Origin of the sequence: Anaerocolumna sedimenticola, from assembly GCF_009931695.1 — a bacterium.
In the GTDB taxonomy this organism is placed as follows: Bacteria; Bacillota; Clostridia; order Lachnospirales; family Lachnospiraceae; genus Anaerocolumna; species Anaerocolumna sedimenticola.
The window spans coordinates 3,017,437-3,035,245 of the sequence record NZ_CP048000.1; the positions used below are offsets into that span (position 1 = coordinate 3,017,437).

Sequence of the window (17,809 nt, forward strand, 5' to 3'; positions counted from 1 at the left end):
AAACTACATTTTAGATATTAATGTAACATAGATACCGGTTAATATTGCAGTTGTGATTACACCGCAAATATTAGCACTGAGGGCATACTCCATAACGAAGCTCATCTTATTAGCTTTAGATACTTCTTTTTGTGCTACTTTCGCTGTTGTTGGTACACAGGATACACCGGCAATTCCAATTACCGGATTAAAATTCTTTTTCGTAAACAAATAAACTATGTAACCACCCAGAATTCCTCCGATTCCTGATAGTAACAGTGCAAGCATACCTAACAGTAATAATTTAAGTATTTTAGGATTAAGAATTGTATTTGCATCACATAAAACACCCAACATTAAACCTAAAAAGAAAGTAGATGCATACAGGAATATATTTTCAATTAATACAGTATATTTTTCAAGGCCTGACTCACGTATCGCAATTCCTATAAAAAAGCTTAAAAACAAAGGAGCAGCTACTGGAAAGAGCAGACATAAAAGAGTATTAGCAGCTACAGCGAAAACGAGTTTTTCCCTGGAGGTAATTTTACTTACCTTTGTTGATTTATTAACAATAACTTTCCCACGGAGATTTTTAGGAATAAGCAACCGTATCAGGAATGGATAACCGCCGTATGTTAAGCTCAAGTAAAGATATGCAACGATGGTTATAGGTACAAATAAATCTTTTGCTAATGTGAGGGATGTAAAAAGTACCATAGGACCATCAGCACCACCGATGATGGAAACTGCAGCAGCTTCACCATCCGTAAAGCCCATTAACTTCGCAATAGGGAAAGTGGCAACGGTTCCAAGCTCAGCGCACATGGCAATTATCATACCAATAAAGGGATGTGCCAATACCATGCCAATATCGGTTATTACACCGATTCCCATAAATACGAGGCAGGCAATAAGACCATTACTGAAAGTAAAGGTATAGATTGGCTGCAGAAAATCAATCTGCATAATATTCATTAAAGAATCTGTATTGGTAACAAGCGGATCTATAAATAAATTTCCGATTTTTCCTGCTTCTAAAAATAAAACGCCGGCATTAATGGCAGACATACCAAAACCCATAGGTATCATAATAAGAGGTTCCAATATTTTTTTAGCACCAAGGTAAACTAACAGGATACCTAGTAAAATAAGTAGGATTCGGAATATAACGACATCGGCATCTTGTGAAAACATAGTGCCGATTCCCTGAAATAAATCAAAAATGCTCATGAGAAATACCTGTCTTTCTTTTGCTTAATATGATATAATTTAAATTATAAGATCAGTTTTGTGAATCTTTGGAAAACATTTTTATTGCATCCAATAGAACCTTAATTAAAACAGAAATACCCATAGAAATAACAAAACCAAGACCAAATACTTTTAATGGTATTAATATTGCAGCTGTCATAATAACTATCTCCTTTCGTTGCTAAAATAAAAATAGGTAATTGAGAAACGTTTCCCAATTGCTTATTAAAATAAAAATTACGTCATGATAATTATACTATGAATATAAATACAATACTAATATATATTATAAAACGGTCAGATAAATAAAAGTTATTATTTGGAATACAATGACAAAAAATTAACAAGAAAGTTACAAAATATTTTCATAGGGTGAACATTTATGGAATTACATTATCTTAAAATATTTAATACGGTGGCACAATATAAAAGTTTTAAAAAGGCATCGGAAATTCTTCATATAAGTCAACCGGCGCTATCTATTCAGGTCAAGAAATTAGAAATCCAAATTGATTTGAAACTTTTTTATAAAATGGGCAATCAAATATACTTAACTGAAGAAGGGGATATGCTTTATGAGTATACGAAAAAAATCTTTCACATCATAGATGAAATGGAATTTGATATATTAAAGCAGAAGAAAGAAATTGGAGGAATCATTAATCTTGGTGGAAGTAACACACCAGGAACCTATATTTTGCCAAAAGTTATAGGAGAAATGAAGAGAAGATATCCTGCGGTGACGGTTAACCTTCATGTAGCTGACACGTCAGAAATAACCAAATTAATTGAAAACGGAACCCTAGATGTAGCAGTAAACGGAGGCAGCTGTGTTTACAATTCCAATATTTACGCAGAAGAATTAATTCACGACAAATTGATTTTTGTAGCTTCACCGGATAACCTATTATGTGAAAAGAAATATATCGAAAAAGAGGATTTGAAAGGTTTTAGCTTTGTAGTTCATAGTAAAACTTCCCAATTATATACGTATTATAAAAATATTATGGAAGAATTTAATTTACCGGAAAATATAAGTATGTATTTTGGAAGCATAGATGCAATAAAATCTGCTATTTATGCTGACTTGGGACTTGCACTGATGCCTTATTATTCTGTTAGATCGGAGATTAAAATGGGTCTTATTAAGGAATTGAAAATAAAAGATGTTACTATAGATTATCCTTATAGTCTTATATATAATAAGAACAAATACTTATCAGTAACCGTAAAGAAATTTATGGAAGTATTAGAGTTAGTATGTAACTCTTATTAATGTAAAAACCTAAGTGAGATTAATTATTTGGGTGATCTAATTTAAAATTACCACAGTCAGGTCTGCGGTTTGAAAGGATTGAAGTATGAAATTAATGATTGCATCGGATATACATGGTTCAGCTTATTATTGCGGTAAAATGATTGAAGCATATAAACGTGAACAGGCAGATAAACTGCTTTTATTAGGAGACTTGTTATATCATGGACCAAGAAATGATCTGCCGAAAGAGTATGAACCCAAAAAGGTGATTGAAATGCTTAATGGCATAAAGGAAGAGTTATTATGTGTAAGAGGTAACTGTGATACGGAAGTGGATCAGATGGTTCTGGAATTTCCTATCATGGCAGAATATTGTATTCTTTATCTGGGCTGCCGTATGATCTATGCAACTCATGGACATAAGTTTAATCAGACGGACAAACCTATGTTAAAAAAAGGTGATATTCTGTTAAACGGACATACCCACATCCCGAAATATGAAGATATGGGAGATTATATTTATATCAACCCTGGCTCAGTATCCATACCGAAGGATAACAGTGCCCATAGCTATATTATATTGGAAGAAGAATTTGTATGGAAAGATCTTGATGGTAAACCATACAAAATATAATGAAGGCAATATGTGATAGGTGAAAAGCAAAATTCAAGAAGAGAGTGTCATTCAAATGCTGTATAATAATCCTGATTAATTAATATGGCAGGCAATTGAGGAACAAGAATGACATAACTCAATTAACCTGTTTCAATCAATAAAAACAGGAGGGGTTATTATGGCATATGAGATGGCATGGTTACATTATCATAAAATCTCTGAGAAAGATTTTCTAAAGTTTCTTACTGCTATACATGTTGAGTATGAGGATAGTATCATCCAATCGGCGGCAGAGGAGATAACATCAGCAGTTAGGGACATGTTTGGGATTTATTTGCCTTATGAAAAAGGGGAATCCAGGGAGGGTATACTGCTTAAATTATCCAAAAAAGATGAATTGGGTAAAGAAGGATATCATATTTATCCCTCCGGTAAAGCATTTGTTATTGAGGCAAATTCATCATCGGGTATCTTATATGGTGCTTTTCAGATGATCCGCCTATTACAGTGCGGATATCGGGCAGAAAATATGGAAGAAATAAAGGTACCGGATAATCCCTTAAGAATGATAAATCATTGGGACAATATGGACGGCTCCATTGAAAGAGGATATTCCGGAAAGTCATTTTTCTTTCAGGATAACGAAATAATTGTAGACAAAAGAATAAAAGATTACGCACGCTTAGCGGCTTCCGTAGGTATTAACGGAGTAGTACTGAACAATGTAAATGTGAAAAACCATGCAACGGAATTAATAAGCAAAAAGTATTTTAAACAGCTAAAGGAGATACAGAGAATTTTTGCTTCCTACGGTATCAAGCTTTATTTAAGTTTAAATTTTGCAACACCTATAGAACTTGGTAATCTTAATTCAGCTGATCCTCTTTCTACAGAAGTAAAGAACTGGTGGAAAGATAAATTAAATGAAGTCTATCAGGAACTTCCCGGATTTGGCGGGTTCTTAATTAAGGCGGATTCAGAGGGAAGACCCGGGCCATTCACATATGGAAGAACTCACGCGGATGGAGCTAATATGCTTGCTGAAACCATAGAACCATATGGCGGGATTATCATATGGAGATGTTTTGTGTATAACTGTGAACAGGATTGGAGAGATAAAAAAACAGATCGCGCCAGGGCAGGGTATGACCATTTTAAGCCGCTTGACGGGACATTTGCCGGTAATGTAATTCTGCAGATTAAGAATGGTCCTATGGATTTTCAGGTTAGAGAACCGGTTTCCCCATTATTCGGGGGAATGAAGCAGACCAATCAAATGCTGGAAGTACAGATTGCACAAGAATATACCGGTCAGCAAAGACATGTATGTTATTTAATTCCCATGTTTAAAGAGGTACTAAACTTTAGAACTTATTGTGAAAATAACAGGGATAAAGTTAGTGACATAGTAAGCGGAAAGACTTATGGATGGACGAATTGCGGTATGGCAGCAGTTGCTAACACCGGAGATGACGATAACTGGTTTGGACATGATTTGGCAGCAGCTAATTTTTATGGCTTTGGAAGGCTTAGCTTTGATACCGGTCTATCTTCCGAGAAGATAGCGGGAGAATGGATAGCCATGACATTTGGTACTCATCCTAAAGTACAAAAAAATATAAGGGATATATTAATGATCTCCTGGCCGGCATATGAAAATTACACTTCTCCTTTAGGAATCGGATGGATGGTTAATCCACACAGCCACTATGGCCCAAATGTAGATGGATATGAATACGACAGATGGGGAACATACCATCGGGCAGACCACTTTGGCTTAGGGGTGGATAGAAGTACCAAAGGTACCGGGTATGCAGCTCAATACCATAATCCCAATGCCTTAAATTATGAAACGGTTGAAAACTGCCCGGAGGAATTACTGTTATTTTTCCATTATGTAAAGTATACCCACCGATTAACAAACGGAAAAACCTTAATACAACATATCTATGATGCACATTTTGAGGGTGTGGAGGAAGTAGAGGTTATGCTTAAGATGTGGATAGAATTAATAGATTACATAGAAGACAGTGTATACCAACGGGTTCTTAAAAGATTGGAATACCAGCTTGAACACTCCAAAGAATGGAGAGATATAATCTGTTCTTATTTCTATAGGAAGTCAGCGATACCGGATGATAAGAATAGGGAGATTTTTTAATTTAGGTTATAAAAATAAATGTATGCTTGCCAAAATGATGTATTTCCATTATAGTTATTTTTCAGTTACAATAAAAGTATGTCACTAATATAAGGCGTCTAAGGGGGAACTATAATGGAATTTAGTAATTTGATTAATTTACAGGGAATGCTGTTTTTATTGGTTGCGGTGGGAGTAATATTAAGGAAAGTGGATGTTCTTCCCAAACAGGGAACGGCAATTCTGACTGATTTAGTCATTTATTTAGTACTTCCCTGCAATATTATAAATTCTTTTTTTATTGAATTTAATCTGGAAGTATTAAAAAATTTTATCATTATACTTCTGATTTCCTGCTTAATACAATTCGGCTGCCTGATACTTAGCAATACTTTGTATAACAGGCAAACACCGGGGATTAAGAAAGTACTGCAATACGGAACGGTATGTTCCAATGCGGGTTTTATGGGAAATCCTATTGCGGAAGGGGTATTCGGTTCCAGTGGCCTGTTATTGGCCTCTATTTATTTAATACCGCAGAGAATTGTTATGTGGTCTGCAGGTGTCTCTTACTTTACGGAAAGCCCGGATAGAAAAACCGTAATAAAAAAGGTAGTCACACATCCTTGTATCGTTGCAGTATACATAGGCCTTTTGATTATGATATTTCAGATACCTCTGCCGGTTTTTATGGAAAATACCATAAAAAATATAAGTGGCTGTACGACTACCTTATCCATGATATTAATCGGTACCATCTTAGCAGAAGTAAATATTAAAACAATAATGAACAAAACAACGGTATATTATGCTTTTATCCGTCTGATATTGATACCATTAATGGTTTTTGCCGCCTTAAGAGTATTTCAGATCAGTTCCCTGTTAACAGGAGTATCTGTTCTTTTAGCCGGGATGCCTGCAGGAAGTACAACTGCCATATTGGCAGCCAAGTATGAGGGGGATTCTATTTTGCCACCAAATGTGTGGTATTTACTACTTTACTTTCTCTGATAACAATACCTTTATGGTGTCTTATCATATAAAATAGAAGTGGCTGCCAAAAAATCTTTTCGTATACTTAACTTGACCATTCGCAAGTTTATACTCTAAGAATTTTTGGCAGCCATTTTTTAGTTCCCGTAAAAGCAAAGCTAGAATCAGCAAGCTTACTTGCAATAATTCAAACGGGTACGCGAACCGGAGAAACTTAAAACGTGTTTCTTCCGTTTATAAAGCCTGCATATCATCTTCGGTTTGGATATCTTCATATTCATAAGTGGAGTCTTCAGAATCCTCTGTATACTCAGAATCTTCAGAATCTTCTATATACTCAGAATCATCAATATCCTCCGATTCATCATAAATTGTCCCGCTGCCGTCACTATTGTCGGTCACATAAACTGCGTTTTTTGCAGTATTCGAAATAGTATTACTTCCCACATAGCAATTTAGTGCACTATCAATAAAAATTCCATATCGTTTTGTTGTTTCAATATAATTGTTTTCTAAAGCATAATTACTGGTGGCTTCATTATTGCCTGTCAGATGGATTCCATCCTGGCTTCGGCCCAACTTTCCATAAATTTCGTTGGAAGTTACTATGATGGAATTAATCTTTGAGGTATATATACCAAATTTATTATAATCTTTAATTATATTGTTCATGATGGAAGATTCATTACATTCACTGTATAACGCTATACCGTTATTTTTAGCCTGGGTAATCGTATTATTGGTAATAGAACAGGTATCACTGTTATTATACAGATAAATTCCATCCTTGGCAGGTGAAGAAATTGTATTATTGGATACGGATACGTTACTGGAAGCAGATAACCCAATTCCTCCTGCCGGAGAGTTTTTTAAATTACCCGATTGCACCAGTTTATTACCTGAAATTTCGGAATAGTTACAATCATTGATGAGATAAATACCGCTGTTTGATGTAGATTTTATAGTATTATCGGTAACGAAACAGCTTGGTGACTGCTGCATTAGGATGCCATACCGTTCAACATCTGCGATGGTATTGTTTTTAATCGTTACTCCATATAAAGGCCTGGAAGCAACACCTATAGTACGGATAGCTTCACCCCAGGAATAGGAAGCACCGGTTTTAAGCTGTAATATATGATAAAATATATTATTTTTAATTACAATATTATAGTTCGTTGGAAGAGGTTCCTTTTTCGTATCTTTCAATGCAGGCAGATAATGGGCACTTTGATTACTAAGATAAGTATAAACCAGAACACCAACGCTTGAATTACTTATTGTATTATTACTTATTTCAACATTTTGGTAATTATATAGTTTGATAGCTGCTTCTCTCAGGTTATGTAAATTATTGTTAGTTATTTTAATGTTCTTATGAAAAACGCCTTTTATAGATATGTGGGAACCGATAGCTCTTGGATAGTCATGAATATCGCAATTAGTTATCCGAATTCCGTCACAGGCTAAATCATCATACTTAATACTGGCGGCCTGCATGGATGGTACAATAGTTTTGTCGTGAACGATATCAAGCTGTATTGCTTCTTTGGCCATAGTACCAACATAACCGTATAATTTGCAATTATCCACAAGGCTATTCTTTACTCCTGCAAAAGTAATCAAATGACTGCCATTAGGAACATTGCAGATGGTAGCATCCTTAATCGTAATATTGGAAGCATGAATAAACCGAAAACTTTCCGTTCCCTTATTCATTCTGGAAATGCTGACAGAATCCCAGATACCGCCTGTTATGGTAACATTCTCCGTAGTAGTATAACCGCCCTCATCCTTGCTTAAATCATTGGTTATGATGGAGCCTTTTTCATGGTTTTTATTTAATTTTGCGTTTGGGTCGGCATTAATTGTCGTGTTACTGTAAATAATTAGTTCACTTCTAAGGTCATACGTTCCTGCAGGTATAGTTACAGTCAGATCATACGATCCGTCTTTATTATAATCAAGTAATTTTTGAAGATCAGCCGAAGTAGCACCTGCTTCTGCCGAAACTACCATTTCTTTACCAGCTGCTTTTGCCTGTTTTGTTTGTTGAAATAAAAGAAAAACTGAAGTTAATAGTATAAAACAATAGAAAAATTTTTTGTTCATTTTTAATCCCTCTCGTATCACTGCAAGTTGCCATTTTCTTTTTTTATGACATAATATGATATTTTGTCTTAAAATATCTATTTATGTCATTGATTACATATTAGTTTACCTTATTATTACTTTAATGTAAATATAAACTATAAAAAATTAAGATAGTATTTATTACCTGTTAAAGTAATTTAAAGTTAATGTGTATGAAGTACAATTTTGCTTTGCAATTATCCAAATTTTTCATAAGAAAGGTTTTCTTTCATTCGTAAAGTTTTTAATTTTAAGTATGATTCGTAATAATTTTTTTAGAATTCCTGTTTCTTATGAAGCATATTATAAACCAAATAAGGTATAAACCAGTAAGAAAATTCTTAAGGAGTAAGTATAGTGGACCAGGAATTTAATGGTGAAAAAGAACAGGGAGCAGTACATAAAGCGGAAAATGCATACTGGGCGGATAAGACGAAAGATGTGAGTTACGTCAATCATTTGCATTTCAAGGGGGATAAGAAGTGGGAATCCTGTGTAGTGGTAGTGAGAGGGACTATGAAATTTCAGGAATTTTCCATTATGATAAAAGCCGGAAATAAAATAATTGCTTATGAAGAATTCAGTTTACTGGAAAATGAGATCAAAGTTCTGGAGAGAAGTATTGGTAAAGCTGAATGCATCGATGTGACAGGACAGCTTAAAAGTGATGGTTTCTTTACCGCAGGAGGGAGTATTTATGTTACCTGTACATATGATCCCCAAGGTCAATATAAAAGCAGTACGGCCACCTGGGAAACGGATACGGATAACAGAAGCAGTATAGATAATTTATTCTTAGATGACAACCAACTTTGGGACAAATGTGAGATATACATAGAGGGGCATAAGGATAAAAGTACGGGATGTCTGTTTACACTGATTTCTAACGGTGAAATTCATAAAAATGGTATGGTAGACTGGATGGAATTATATGATACAGAGTCCGTTACTTATACTTTTGAAATAAAACAGAAAGTTTCTTTAATTGTGGCAGGGTATATTTCTAACATTTCGTTTTCAGGAGCAGGGGCAAGGATTACGCTAACAGGGTATTATCAATAGAGGAAAGCTTAGGGGAATAGTCCCGCGTAAAGATGCGAGGCAAAAGAATAGCAAAGACGGCTATTCTTCAGGAATTATGCCCATAAAGTGTGGGCGTTAGGGGGAAAATTATGGTTGACAGAAAAATAACAGGTAATAATCTGATGAAAAAGTGCTTATGGGCAGCTTGTAGACTGGCTTACAGTATAGTTGATGGCAATCTACCAATAGATTATAAGACCAGAATTGATTATAAGATCGGTGATGTAGAGGATAACAGTTATCAGAGGGCAGGATTTGTCGGGGATGTCTATTCCTTTTCCGGAGGAGTTGAAAATATTAATGCGGGGTTGGTTGGTATCTCCAAATCCGGTATTATTATTTCTTTCAGGGGAACGAATGGAAATGATACGGAAATAGGAAGTTTCTTGGATTGGCTTAATAATTTTCTGGCTGTTCCGGTCTCTTTTTCTCCTTATGGTAAAGGCAGCGTACACATGGGTTTTTTCAATTCGGTTCAAAGTATACAGGACTTACTTATAAGAAAAACCTTGGATCTGGTTTCGGAAGTAAAAAAGAATAACATACCACCTGTCATATACATAACTGGTCACAGCAAGGGTGGTGCAATGGCTGCCATTATGGCAAAAATTTTACAAAAATATGTTCAAAATAGGATTATAGTTTACACTTTTGGTGCTCCGAGAGCCGGAGATAATGAATTTAGAAAAGACTATAGGATTACTCATTACCGGTATGAATCTTTCTTAGATATTGTAAGTCATTTATCCTTATCGAGGCAGGAATTAGAATTAATTCCAAGGATGGGAATTCTATATGAAATTCTATCCCCCTGCTTATATTTCCTGCTTATGCATCGGTGGGAACAGGGATATGTATCTATAAACCAAGAGAAATTTATGGAAGACTTCCCTGGTATACCTACAATAATTCAGAAGAAAAACTTAATTCCTTCTGTGCAATCGAGCAGGTAATAAGAGGCGGGGAATATGAGATATTTTATGATGCACATTCATTTGATTATTACGAAAAACCAAATGATATTATTTTATAATCGAGACGATTCAGTCTTTGGTTCTGACGAACAACATTTTCTTATTCAGAAGTTAATGCCGTCATATGATAATAACATACGGCTATCATACTTCCCATAAAAGCGAAACCGGCAAGTATGAAATAAGCAGATTTCATTGAAAACATATGTACAAAATTACCGGTAAAGACAGGAACCAGGGTCATACCTATAGCATAAACGGCCTGATAAAATCCCATTGCCGTAGATTTTACACCAGGTGCGATACCTTTCATTGCTTCCGATGTAAGGTATGAGAATAATATTCCTGTTGCCAGGCCCGGTAGTATTTGCAGGAATAAAAGGATAGGAACAGGTCGTATTGTAGGAATTAGGAAACAATAAACTGCCAGCAGGGTAAAAACAACCGGAATCAGGAATGCCGGGCCCTTTTTTGAAAACCATGAAAAGGATGCCAGACCGGAAAAACCTACAGCTGACAACATATAAATAATGGAAGATAAACCTATAAGGATCGAGGATGCACCAAGGTCTTTTAAGATCTGTATTGTAAATGACATGGTTGTGGACATCTGGATCCCCTGTTGTATAAGAGCCAGGCAGGCAAACAGGATAAGTCGTTTATTCAGGCATACTTTTAATGTTTTTAAGGGAGAGCCGGCTGGATGTTGCTTTTCTTTGGAATCACAAAGCGGTAACGATATGATTGTTCCTGCAAAAGCAGAAAAGGTACTAAGTAAACACAAGAAAGACATTCCAAAGATTTTATAAAGATATGTACTGCTGATAAAGCCCAAAAGTATGCCAAGATTATTAAACAGGATAATCCGGCTGGTTGCTTTCTGCTGTTCTGCTGCAGGAAAAAATCCGGTATAAAGAACCATAAATGAAATCCACATAGCAGAAGCAAACCCGGAGAATAAGTTGGCAATAAAAAAACCGTTGCCTCCCGGCATATTAATCCTGATTACGGAAGCCAGCCCTGCTGCAATGGTACCGGCAAGGATAAATCCTCTATGCCTGCCGATGGAATCTGCCATAACACCGACCGGAATCCGCATAACCAACTGGGCAATACCATAAGCCCCAAGGATTCCTCCAATATAAGCTTCGGATACTTCTCTAGCAGTAAGATAAGTAGTCTGAAAAGGTATGTATACATACTGTGCAAACCAGAATAAAACGACTGCGGTGAGTAACAGACCTTGTTGTTTTTTTGTTCCGTATCCCATAAATTACCTCCAAGTAAATATAATAATGAAATTATAGTACCTTAAGTAAAAAAAGACAAGGAATTTAGTTTCATTTGACCGGAAGAGCTAAAATGTATAAAATATAGTAGGAAATACATATTTCTCAGGGTTTCGCCATGCAAAGACTGCAGCTATTGTTTGGGATTTATACCTATAAGGCATGGGCATTCGTATAGAAATATGATAATAAAATCAGAGGACTTTATTATATTTCTCCTGATTTTCATGCAATATTAGCGGCCGGCGTGCGGCCTATGTTGCGATAGTGTGAAAGAAAATATAGTATAAGAAAGGTATGCCGCATATGGATTCTTTCACCCTTTTTATAAGTGGCAGTAACACATCTGTGGGCAGAGGTGTTATACAATGGGAGTAATATGAAATATACCATTAGTGAATTCGCGGAATTACTGGGAGTAACCGCAGATACTTTAAGATTTTATGAAAAATATGAAATTATTAAACCGTTTAAAGATAAAAAGAATAACTATCGATATTTTAATGATATGGATGCAAGAAATCTGCTGATGAGCCGTTGGTACCGAAGTTTGGATATACCGATTCAGGAAGCTTCCTATCTGACCAGAAAGGCTTCCCTTTCCGATATAATGGATACGATCCAGGCAAAACAAAGGGAGTTAGATGAGGAGATCAGAGTAAAAACTATGCTGTTAAACAAAATGAAGGAAATAGCAACAGATCTCGTGGAGGCAAAAAACAAGCGGAACCTTTGCTTAAGAAAAGATCTGCCGGGAATATATCGGCTTAGGCAGACCGACAAAAATGACCTGTTAAAAGATGTAACCTTAACAAATAAAGTGGAGGAATGGATGAAATTATTACCTTTTACTTTTTTCTCCTTTCGCATAAATAATCAGGATATTTTAACAGAGGGTACTTCCTTTGATTATAACTGGGGACTGGCATTATTTGATGATGATATTCGGAAATTAAATATTAAAATAGATGAGTCAACGGAATATATAAAACCAAACAGTTATATCTCTTCCGTTATAATTTCCACCGGCGAGTATATGAAAAGAGATTCCCTGGAGTTTATGTTTTCCTATATTAAAGAAAAGCAGTATACGGTAAACGGTGATATTTTTGGCAGAATCCTTACTGCTGAAAATAAAGGAACAGAAAGGCGGTTTTATCTGGAAGTATATATACCTGTAATTTAATAAATGTAAAATAGAATTCTCGCATAGGCTTGTATCTTTTAAACTTCTTTACTTTATTGTGTCTTTCATAGTTTGTTATTTAACAAACTATTGACTTTGGTGTTACACCAAGGTTTATGATACAACTGTAAGTTATGAGAGGCTTACTATAAGTACTTACGATAGATTGTAAGGAAAGGAGAAAAAATAAACTGGTTATAGAAGGCTTATATAGCAATATATTTCAGTGTTATTCGTAATATTTATAGTTTAGCAAGTAGTTTAGCACTTTAACAATCAAAAGTCTTATGGAGGGAATTCATGAAAAGGAAAAAATGGAATAAACTTATTGTAATGGCAGTATGTCTATCTTTGTTTGTGCTGCTGTTAGGAGGATGTAAGCAAAAAATATCAGACCAGGAAACGTCTAATGTAAATACCAATAATACGGAAAACAGTGCAGAAGATACAACTTCAAGCAATTCAGAAAGTACAGACAGTATTATAACACAGAAATATAAAGCAGGAACCTACAAAGCAAAAGCGCAGGGAAAGGACGGGCTAATCCAAGTAGAAGTTACCTTTAGTGATACAAAGATTACCGATATTAAGATATTAAGTCAGACGGAAACCGCAGGATTAGGCGATGATGCACTAATTACAATCAAAGGTAAAGTCTTAGAGGGACAGACTTTAGCTGTGGATGCGGTATCAGGTGCAACTGAATCCAGTAATGGCTTACTGGCAGCAATCGAAGATGCTGTAAGACAGGCAAACGGGGATGTGGATGCCTTAAAATCAAACATAGTAACGAAAGAAAATGAAGGCAAAGTTGAGAAAATGTCAGCAGATGTGGTGGTTATCGGTGCCGGAGCTTCCGGTGTATCCGCAGCAGTGACAGCAGCTGATAAAGGAGCAAAAGTAATTATTATTGAAAAAACAGCTGTTATCGGAGGCGCAAGTAATTTATCCTGGGCAGGAAAATTTTATAATTCCTCCGCTGCACTGGATAATGGTGTTAAAGTTGAAGTGGAAAAAGAAATTGCCAATTGGATTGCCAATAATCACTGGAGAGTTGATGCAGCTACCATAAGGCAATATGTCACCAAATCGGGAGAGACCTATGATTGGCTTGCTGATAAGGGGTACCAGACCACTTTCATGAATTTCGGAGGGGAACAGCTTCATCTGCTACCTCCGTATGAAGACCGTCAAAAATTACTTAAGAATATGTTAAGTGAATCAGTTGTGAAAGGCGGAGGAGAAGTTCTTACCGAAACTACGGGTAAAAAATTATTAACCAATGATTCCGGCGATGTTGTTGGTGTCAGTGCAGAAAAAGCAGACGGAACAACATTGGAAATAACCGCAAAAAGTGTAATAATGGCAACCGGTGGTTATGCAGCGAATGCAGAAATGGTGAAAGAGTTATTTGGATTTGAAGGAGTGAACGGTGGTTTAGGACAAAACATCGGAGAAGGATTAAAAATGGCTTGGGCGGTAGGGGCAAAAGTACCGGATAATATCGGCGGTCAGATGCTGCATCAGACTCTTGCAAGAGCTACAGCTGATCTTAAGAAAGAATTTGATTCCTTTAAAGCAAGTTATCCTCTTATGACTGCTTATCTGCCTAATTTTATGAATGTTGGCCCGTCCGGAGCAAGATTCAGAGATGAAGCAGCCACTTTGACAGCAGTAGCTGCAGCAAATACAAGCGCTTTTAACGGGCCTTATCATTTGGTTATCGTATCCAAAGCTCAGCTGGACCTTTTGAACAAAAAAGGTATGAGCGGTGTGAAAGCGCCTCAGCTGCCCGGTATGCCCCCGGAATTTTATGAAGATTTTAAGGATCAATTTACTTTAGATAATCCATGGACGGATGCCCAGAAAGTATTTGATGCTATGGTTAAAAACGGAGACGGCTATAAGGGAGATACGATCGAGGAGTTGGCCAAAAATGCAGGAATGGATGTAGAAACTTTCACGGAAGAATATAATAATTATATGGAAGCCGTAAAAACCGGAGTTGACACGGAATTTGGCAAAAGTGCGGATTATTTATTCTCTATGGGTGAAGAAGGTCCGTATTATGCAGTTATTGCGGAAATTAATAATTTAGGTTCCGTAGGCGGACTACTGGTTAATAAAGACTTTAAAGTATTAGATGACAAGCGAGTGCCGATCAAAGGTTTATTTGCAGTTGGTCTCGAATCGGAAGGAGTTTTATTTAACGATACCTATGTTGGAAATGGAGTCGGTATCGGATATTCCTTTACATCAGGACGGCTTGGCGGCGGAAATGCGGCTGACTATGCATTGGATGAGAAATAACAACTAAATAAGGTTTTATGAGGATATACTAAAATGGATTAGCCTATAAAAGTTTTATCACGTATAAATCAGCGGGAAGCCAGTTCAGGGTATCCGATTCATCCTTACTTAACCATTTGGCATCATTATGCTCCATAAGTGTAATGATGCCTCTTTTTATGTGCATAAAAATATATCCATGGTAAGATGAAAAGGGGGGAATCATATTCTACTCTTGTTATTGAATTTTCAGGTATTACTTCTATTTGTCATTCTTCTTCTATTTCTCTTATAAGTGCGTCCTCAGATGTTTCCCCTGATTCTATATTTCCACCAGGAAACTCCCGCCATCTGAGCAGTTATACAAAAAATGAAAAATAGAAGAATTTACCTTTTAAAATCATTAAAAAATAAGTCGGATTAAGTTGAAAAATGGAAAATTAAAGCGTATAATGTAAATCAAATAGTATGGTAATTCACTAAGGTGTAAGGCAAATATTACACAGAAGAGGGGTAAATTAGTGAGGAGAATATTAAAAATTAAGGATAATAATGTACCTACTAAACGAACTGACGGGGATGAACCAGATAGAAACCAAAAGAATAAAAATTATAATATTTTTCCTATTAAAGATGCTTGCTTTATTGCGAGTATTTATGGGACAATAGGATTTCTTTGGGTAATTCTATCGGATGAAGTATTAATCAAATTTTTTAGAGATGCAAAACATTATCAGCAAGCTCAAACTTATAAAGGATGGTTTTATGTAATTATTAATGTTATTGTTTTGTTTTTATTGGTAAAACAGCGTTCGGTACGTATGAAAAAAGCTTTATCGGATTTAAACCGTATCTATGAAGAATTACAGAATACCTGCAGTGAACTTGTATCTATGGAAAGAGAACTCTCGGACCAGAAAGTTTTTAACGAAAAAATTTTTACAGAGTCTCATGTAATAATGGGAACCTGGGATGAAAACGGAATTATAAAAAGACTTAATCCCTATGCCCTGGAGTTATTTGGTTACTGTGAAGAAGAGATTATCGGCAGAAACTGGAGGGATTTTCTTTCCGGCGAAAATAAATCTGAAATGGTAGAGGTTTATGAACTGATACGAAAAGGAAATCATATAAAAAACCATGAAAGCCAGTTTATTACACATGATAAAAGAAGGCTTGATATTATATGGAACAGCGGTTTATTAAAATATAATAAAAATACAGAAATTTTATCAGTTGGTACAGACATAACGGAACGGAAGTTATTAGAGGAAAAATTAAAAGAAGCCGCTTATTATGATAATTTAACAGGGTTGTATAACCGTAACATGATTGAAGAAGAAGCGAAAAAGCGGATTCAGAATAATGAAGAATTTGCTCTGATTTATATGGATATTGATAACTTTAAGCAGGTAAATGATACACTGGGACATACTGCCGGTGATAAATTCCTGCAATATCTTGCTGATAAGCTAAGAAACACGATTAAATGCAATCAGAGAATAGCAAGACTTTGCGGTGATGAATTTGCGATTATCTATCCATTTGCCAATCAAGAAGATATTGAAAGAGAATTACAAATATTAACGAATGACTTCGGAAAGTCGTGGGAAATTGAGAACCACGAATTTTTCCTAACGGTAAGTACCGGTGTATCAATATATCCTAAAGATTGCAGCGATCTTATAACTTTATTCCGAAATGCTGATATTGCAATGTTTAAAGCAAAAAGAGAAGGAAAAGGGCGTTATGTTTTTTATTCGGAAGATATTATGCAGTTATATGCGGAAAACAACAAGTTGGCTAACAAGTTAAAATATGCTTTGGATAACAGTGAACTGATATTGAATTATCAGCCTCAGTACAATCTTGAAACCGGTAAGATAACCGGTCTTGAAGTACTTGTCCGCTGGATACATGATAATAAATTTATTCCGCCCTCAAAGTTTATACCAATTGCTGAAGAAACCGGTCAAATATACGAGATTGAATATTGGATTATTGAATCTTCCCTGCGGCAAAAAAAGATTTTTGAAACTATGGGAAACTATGACATGACCATATCCATTAATTTATCCAGCAAGTCATTATGCAGTGATATTAACTTTAATAATTTAGAAAAGATATTTCTATCTTATGATGTGGACTATTCCCATATCATTGTGGAGATAACGGAAACTGCAATCATTTCGGATATTCATTTTGCAGTAAACAGATTAAAAAAACTAAGAGATCTTGGCGTTAAAATTGCCTTAGATGACTTTGGTACCGGTTATTCCTCCTTAACTCATTTAAAAGAACTACCCATTGATATAGTCAAACTGGATCGGAGTTTTATTCAAAGTATTGAAGAAGACGGAAAAGATGCCATGATTATTAAATCAATTCTATATCTTGCCCTGGATTTAAACTATGAAGTGGTTGCTGAGGGGATTGAAACGGAAGGACAATTGGAATTTTTGAAAAAGTATAAATGCCAGACAGGTCAGGGATTTCTTTTAAGCCGTCCTGTTCCAATCGAAAGTATAGTATTTTAACCTTACAAGTAAGTCCCCCGCTTCATAGCGAAGCGTAAGAGGGGGACTTACTTGTTTCAGTCGGAGTTCAAGCTCCGT

General features: G+C 35.7%; 15 protein-coding genes. 9 read left to right on the forward strand and 6 right to left on the reverse strand.

Going from position 1 to position 17,809, the window contains the following annotated elements; all coding sequences use genetic code 11:
• Positions 1 to 3 precede the first annotated feature (3 nt).
• Both Ana3638_RS13365 and Ana3638_RS25735 read right to left on the reverse strand, forming a co-directional pair.
• Positions 4 to 1,212, reverse strand: coding sequence for a sodium ion-translocating decarboxylase subunit beta (locus Ana3638_RS13365; protein WP_161838469.1), 1,209 nt, complete (start codon positions 1,210 to 1,212; stop codon positions 4 to 6).
• A gap of 52 nt (positions 1,213 to 1,264) precedes the next feature.
• Positions 1,265 to 1,393 (reverse strand): hypothetical protein, encoded by a 129-nt coding sequence (locus Ana3638_RS25735; protein ID WP_281352824.1) that lies wholly within the window; start codon positions 1,391 to 1,393, stop codon positions 1,265 to 1,267.
• Between the two features lie 222 nt (positions 1,394 to 1,615).
• Here Ana3638_RS25735 and Ana3638_RS13370 point away from each other — a divergent pair, with 222 nt between their 5' ends.
• The 4 genes from Ana3638_RS13370 to Ana3638_RS13385 all read left to right on the forward strand — a co-directional run bounded on the left by Ana3638_RS13370 (position 1,616) and on the right by Ana3638_RS13385 (position 6,258).
• Positions 1,616 to 2,509 (forward strand): LysR substrate-binding domain-containing protein, encoded by an 894-nt coding sequence (locus Ana3638_RS13370; RefSeq protein ID WP_161838470.1) that lies wholly within the window; start codon positions 1,616 to 1,618, stop codon positions 2,507 to 2,509.
• 85 nt (positions 2,510 to 2,594) lie between these two features.
• Positions 2,595 to 3,125: a phosphodiesterase gene (gene yfcE / locus Ana3638_RS13375; RefSeq protein WP_161838471.1), complete on the forward strand. Its 531-nt coding sequence runs from the start codon at positions 2,595 to 2,597 to the stop codon at positions 3,123 to 3,125.
• Positions 3,126 to 3,285: 160 nt separating this feature from the next.
• Entirely contained in the window at positions 3,286 to 5,268 is a 1,983-nt protein-coding gene (locus tag Ana3638_RS13380) for an alpha-glucuronidase family glycosyl hydrolase (RefSeq protein ID WP_161838472.1), read from the forward strand.
• A 114-nt stretch (positions 5,269 to 5,382) separates the two neighbouring features.
• Positions 5,383 to 6,258 carry an AEC family transporter gene (locus Ana3638_RS13385; protein WP_330587563.1) on the forward strand — a complete coding sequence of 292 codons (876 nt, stop codon included), beginning with the start codon at positions 5,383 to 5,385 and terminating at the stop codon, positions 6,256 to 6,258.
• Positions 6,259 to 6,474: 216 nt separating this feature from the next.
• On the opposite strand, the gene Ana3638_RS13390 is transcribed toward Ana3638_RS13385, so the two are convergent.
• Entirely contained in the window at positions 6,475 to 8,352 is a 1,878-nt protein-coding gene (locus tag Ana3638_RS13390; protein ID WP_161838473.1) for a right-handed parallel beta-helix repeat-containing protein, read from the reverse strand.
• 378 nt (positions 8,353 to 8,730) lie between these two features.
• Between Ana3638_RS13390 and Ana3638_RS13395 the strand changes: the two genes are divergently transcribed.
• Both Ana3638_RS13395 and Ana3638_RS13400 read left to right on the forward strand, forming a co-directional pair.
• On the forward strand, positions 8,731 to 9,435 hold the full coding sequence (locus Ana3638_RS13395) for a hypothetical protein (protein ID WP_161838474.1): 705 nt from the start codon (positions 8,731 to 8,733) through the stop codon (positions 9,433 to 9,435).
• 110 nt (positions 9,436 to 9,545) lie between these two features.
• The gene (locus tag Ana3638_RS13400) at positions 9,546 to 10,409 is read left to right on the forward strand and encodes a lipase family protein (protein WP_161838475.1); all 864 of its coding nucleotides are present in this window, start codon (positions 9,546 to 9,548) and stop codon (positions 10,407 to 10,409) included.
• 121 nt (positions 10,410 to 10,530) lie between these two features.
• Here Ana3638_RS13400 and Ana3638_RS13405 read toward each other — a convergent pair whose 3' ends face one another.
• Positions 10,531 to 11,700, reverse strand: coding sequence for an MFS transporter (locus Ana3638_RS13405; RefSeq protein WP_161838476.1), 1,170 nt, complete (start codon positions 11,698 to 11,700; stop codon positions 10,531 to 10,533).
• Positions 11,701 to 12,098: 398 nt separating this feature from the next.
• Between Ana3638_RS13405 and Ana3638_RS13410 the strand changes: the two genes are divergently transcribed.
• Positions 12,099 to 12,905, forward strand: coding sequence for a MerR family transcriptional regulator (locus Ana3638_RS13410; RefSeq protein ID WP_161838477.1), 807 nt, complete (start codon positions 12,099 to 12,101; stop codon positions 12,903 to 12,905).
• 300 nt (positions 12,906 to 13,205) lie between these two features.
• Positions 13,206 to 15,215 (forward strand): FAD-dependent oxidoreductase, encoded by a 2,010-nt coding sequence (locus tag Ana3638_RS13415; RefSeq protein WP_161838478.1) that lies wholly within the window; start codon positions 13,206 to 13,208, stop codon positions 15,213 to 15,215.
• A gap of 43 nt (positions 15,216 to 15,258) precedes the next feature.
• On the opposite strand, the gene Ana3638_RS25740 is transcribed toward Ana3638_RS13415, so the two are convergent.
• Positions 15,259 to 15,381 (reverse strand): NUDIX hydrolase, encoded by a 123-nt coding sequence (locus tag Ana3638_RS25740; RefSeq protein ID WP_281352825.1) that lies wholly within the window; start codon positions 15,379 to 15,381, stop codon positions 15,259 to 15,261.
• An 82-nt stretch (positions 15,382 to 15,463) separates the two neighbouring features.
• Entirely contained in the window at positions 15,464 to 15,553 is a 90-nt protein-coding gene (locus Ana3638_RS26790; RefSeq protein ID WP_161840555.1) for an NUDIX domain-containing protein, read from the reverse strand.
• 162 nt (positions 15,554 to 15,715) lie between these two features.
• Between Ana3638_RS26790 and Ana3638_RS13425 the strand changes: the two genes are divergently transcribed.
• Entirely contained in the window at positions 15,716 to 17,731 is a 2,016-nt protein-coding gene (locus tag Ana3638_RS13425; protein ID WP_161838479.1) for a putative bifunctional diguanylate cyclase/phosphodiesterase, read from the forward strand.
• The last annotated feature ends 78 nt before the right edge of the window (positions 17,732 to 17,809 follow it).

What these genes read in the sequence shown, in the direction of transcription:
- Ana3638_RS13365 (WP_161838469.1), bottom strand. Translation starts at nt 1,212, where the DNA reads ATGAGCATTTTTGATTTATTTCAGGGAATCGGCACTATGTTTTCACAA.
- Ana3638_RS25735 (WP_281352824.1), bottom strand. Translation starts at nt 1,393, where the DNA reads ATGACAGCTGCAATATTAATACCATTAAAAGTATTTGGTCTTGGTTTT.
- Ana3638_RS13370 (WP_161838470.1), top strand. Translation starts at nt 1,616, where the DNA reads ATGGAATTACATTATCTTAAAATATTTAATACGGTGGCACAATATAAA.
- yfcE (WP_161838471.1), top strand. Translation starts at nt 2,595, where the DNA reads ATGAAATTAATGATTGCATCGGATATACATGGTTCAGCTTATTATTGC.
- Ana3638_RS13380 (WP_161838472.1), top strand. Translation starts at nt 3,286, where the DNA reads ATGGCATATGAGATGGCATGGTTACATTATCATAAAATCTCTGAGAAA.
- Ana3638_RS13385 (WP_330587563.1), top strand. Translation starts at nt 5,383, where the DNA reads ATGGAATTTAGTAATTTGATTAATTTACAGGGAATGCTGTTTTTATTG.
- Ana3638_RS13390 (WP_161838473.1), bottom strand. Translation starts at nt 8,352, where the DNA reads ATGAACAAAAAATTTTTCTATTGTTTTATACTATTAACTTCAGTTTTT.
- Ana3638_RS13400 (WP_161838475.1), top strand. Translation starts at nt 9,546, where the DNA reads ATGGTTGACAGAAAAATAACAGGTAATAATCTGATGAAAAAGTGCTTA.
- Ana3638_RS13405 (WP_161838476.1), bottom strand. Translation starts at nt 11,700, where the DNA reads ATGGGATACGGAACAAAAAAACAACAAGGTCTGTTACTCACCGCAGTC.
- Ana3638_RS13410 (WP_161838477.1), top strand. Translation starts at nt 12,099, where the DNA reads ATGAAATATACCATTAGTGAATTCGCGGAATTACTGGGAGTAACCGCA.
- Ana3638_RS13415 (WP_161838478.1), top strand. Translation starts at nt 13,206, where the DNA reads ATGAAAAGGAAAAAATGGAATAAACTTATTGTAATGGCAGTATGTCTA.
- Ana3638_RS25740 (WP_281352825.1), bottom strand. Translation starts at nt 15,381, where the DNA reads ATGCACATAAAAAGAGGCATCATTACACTTATGGAGCATAATGATGCC.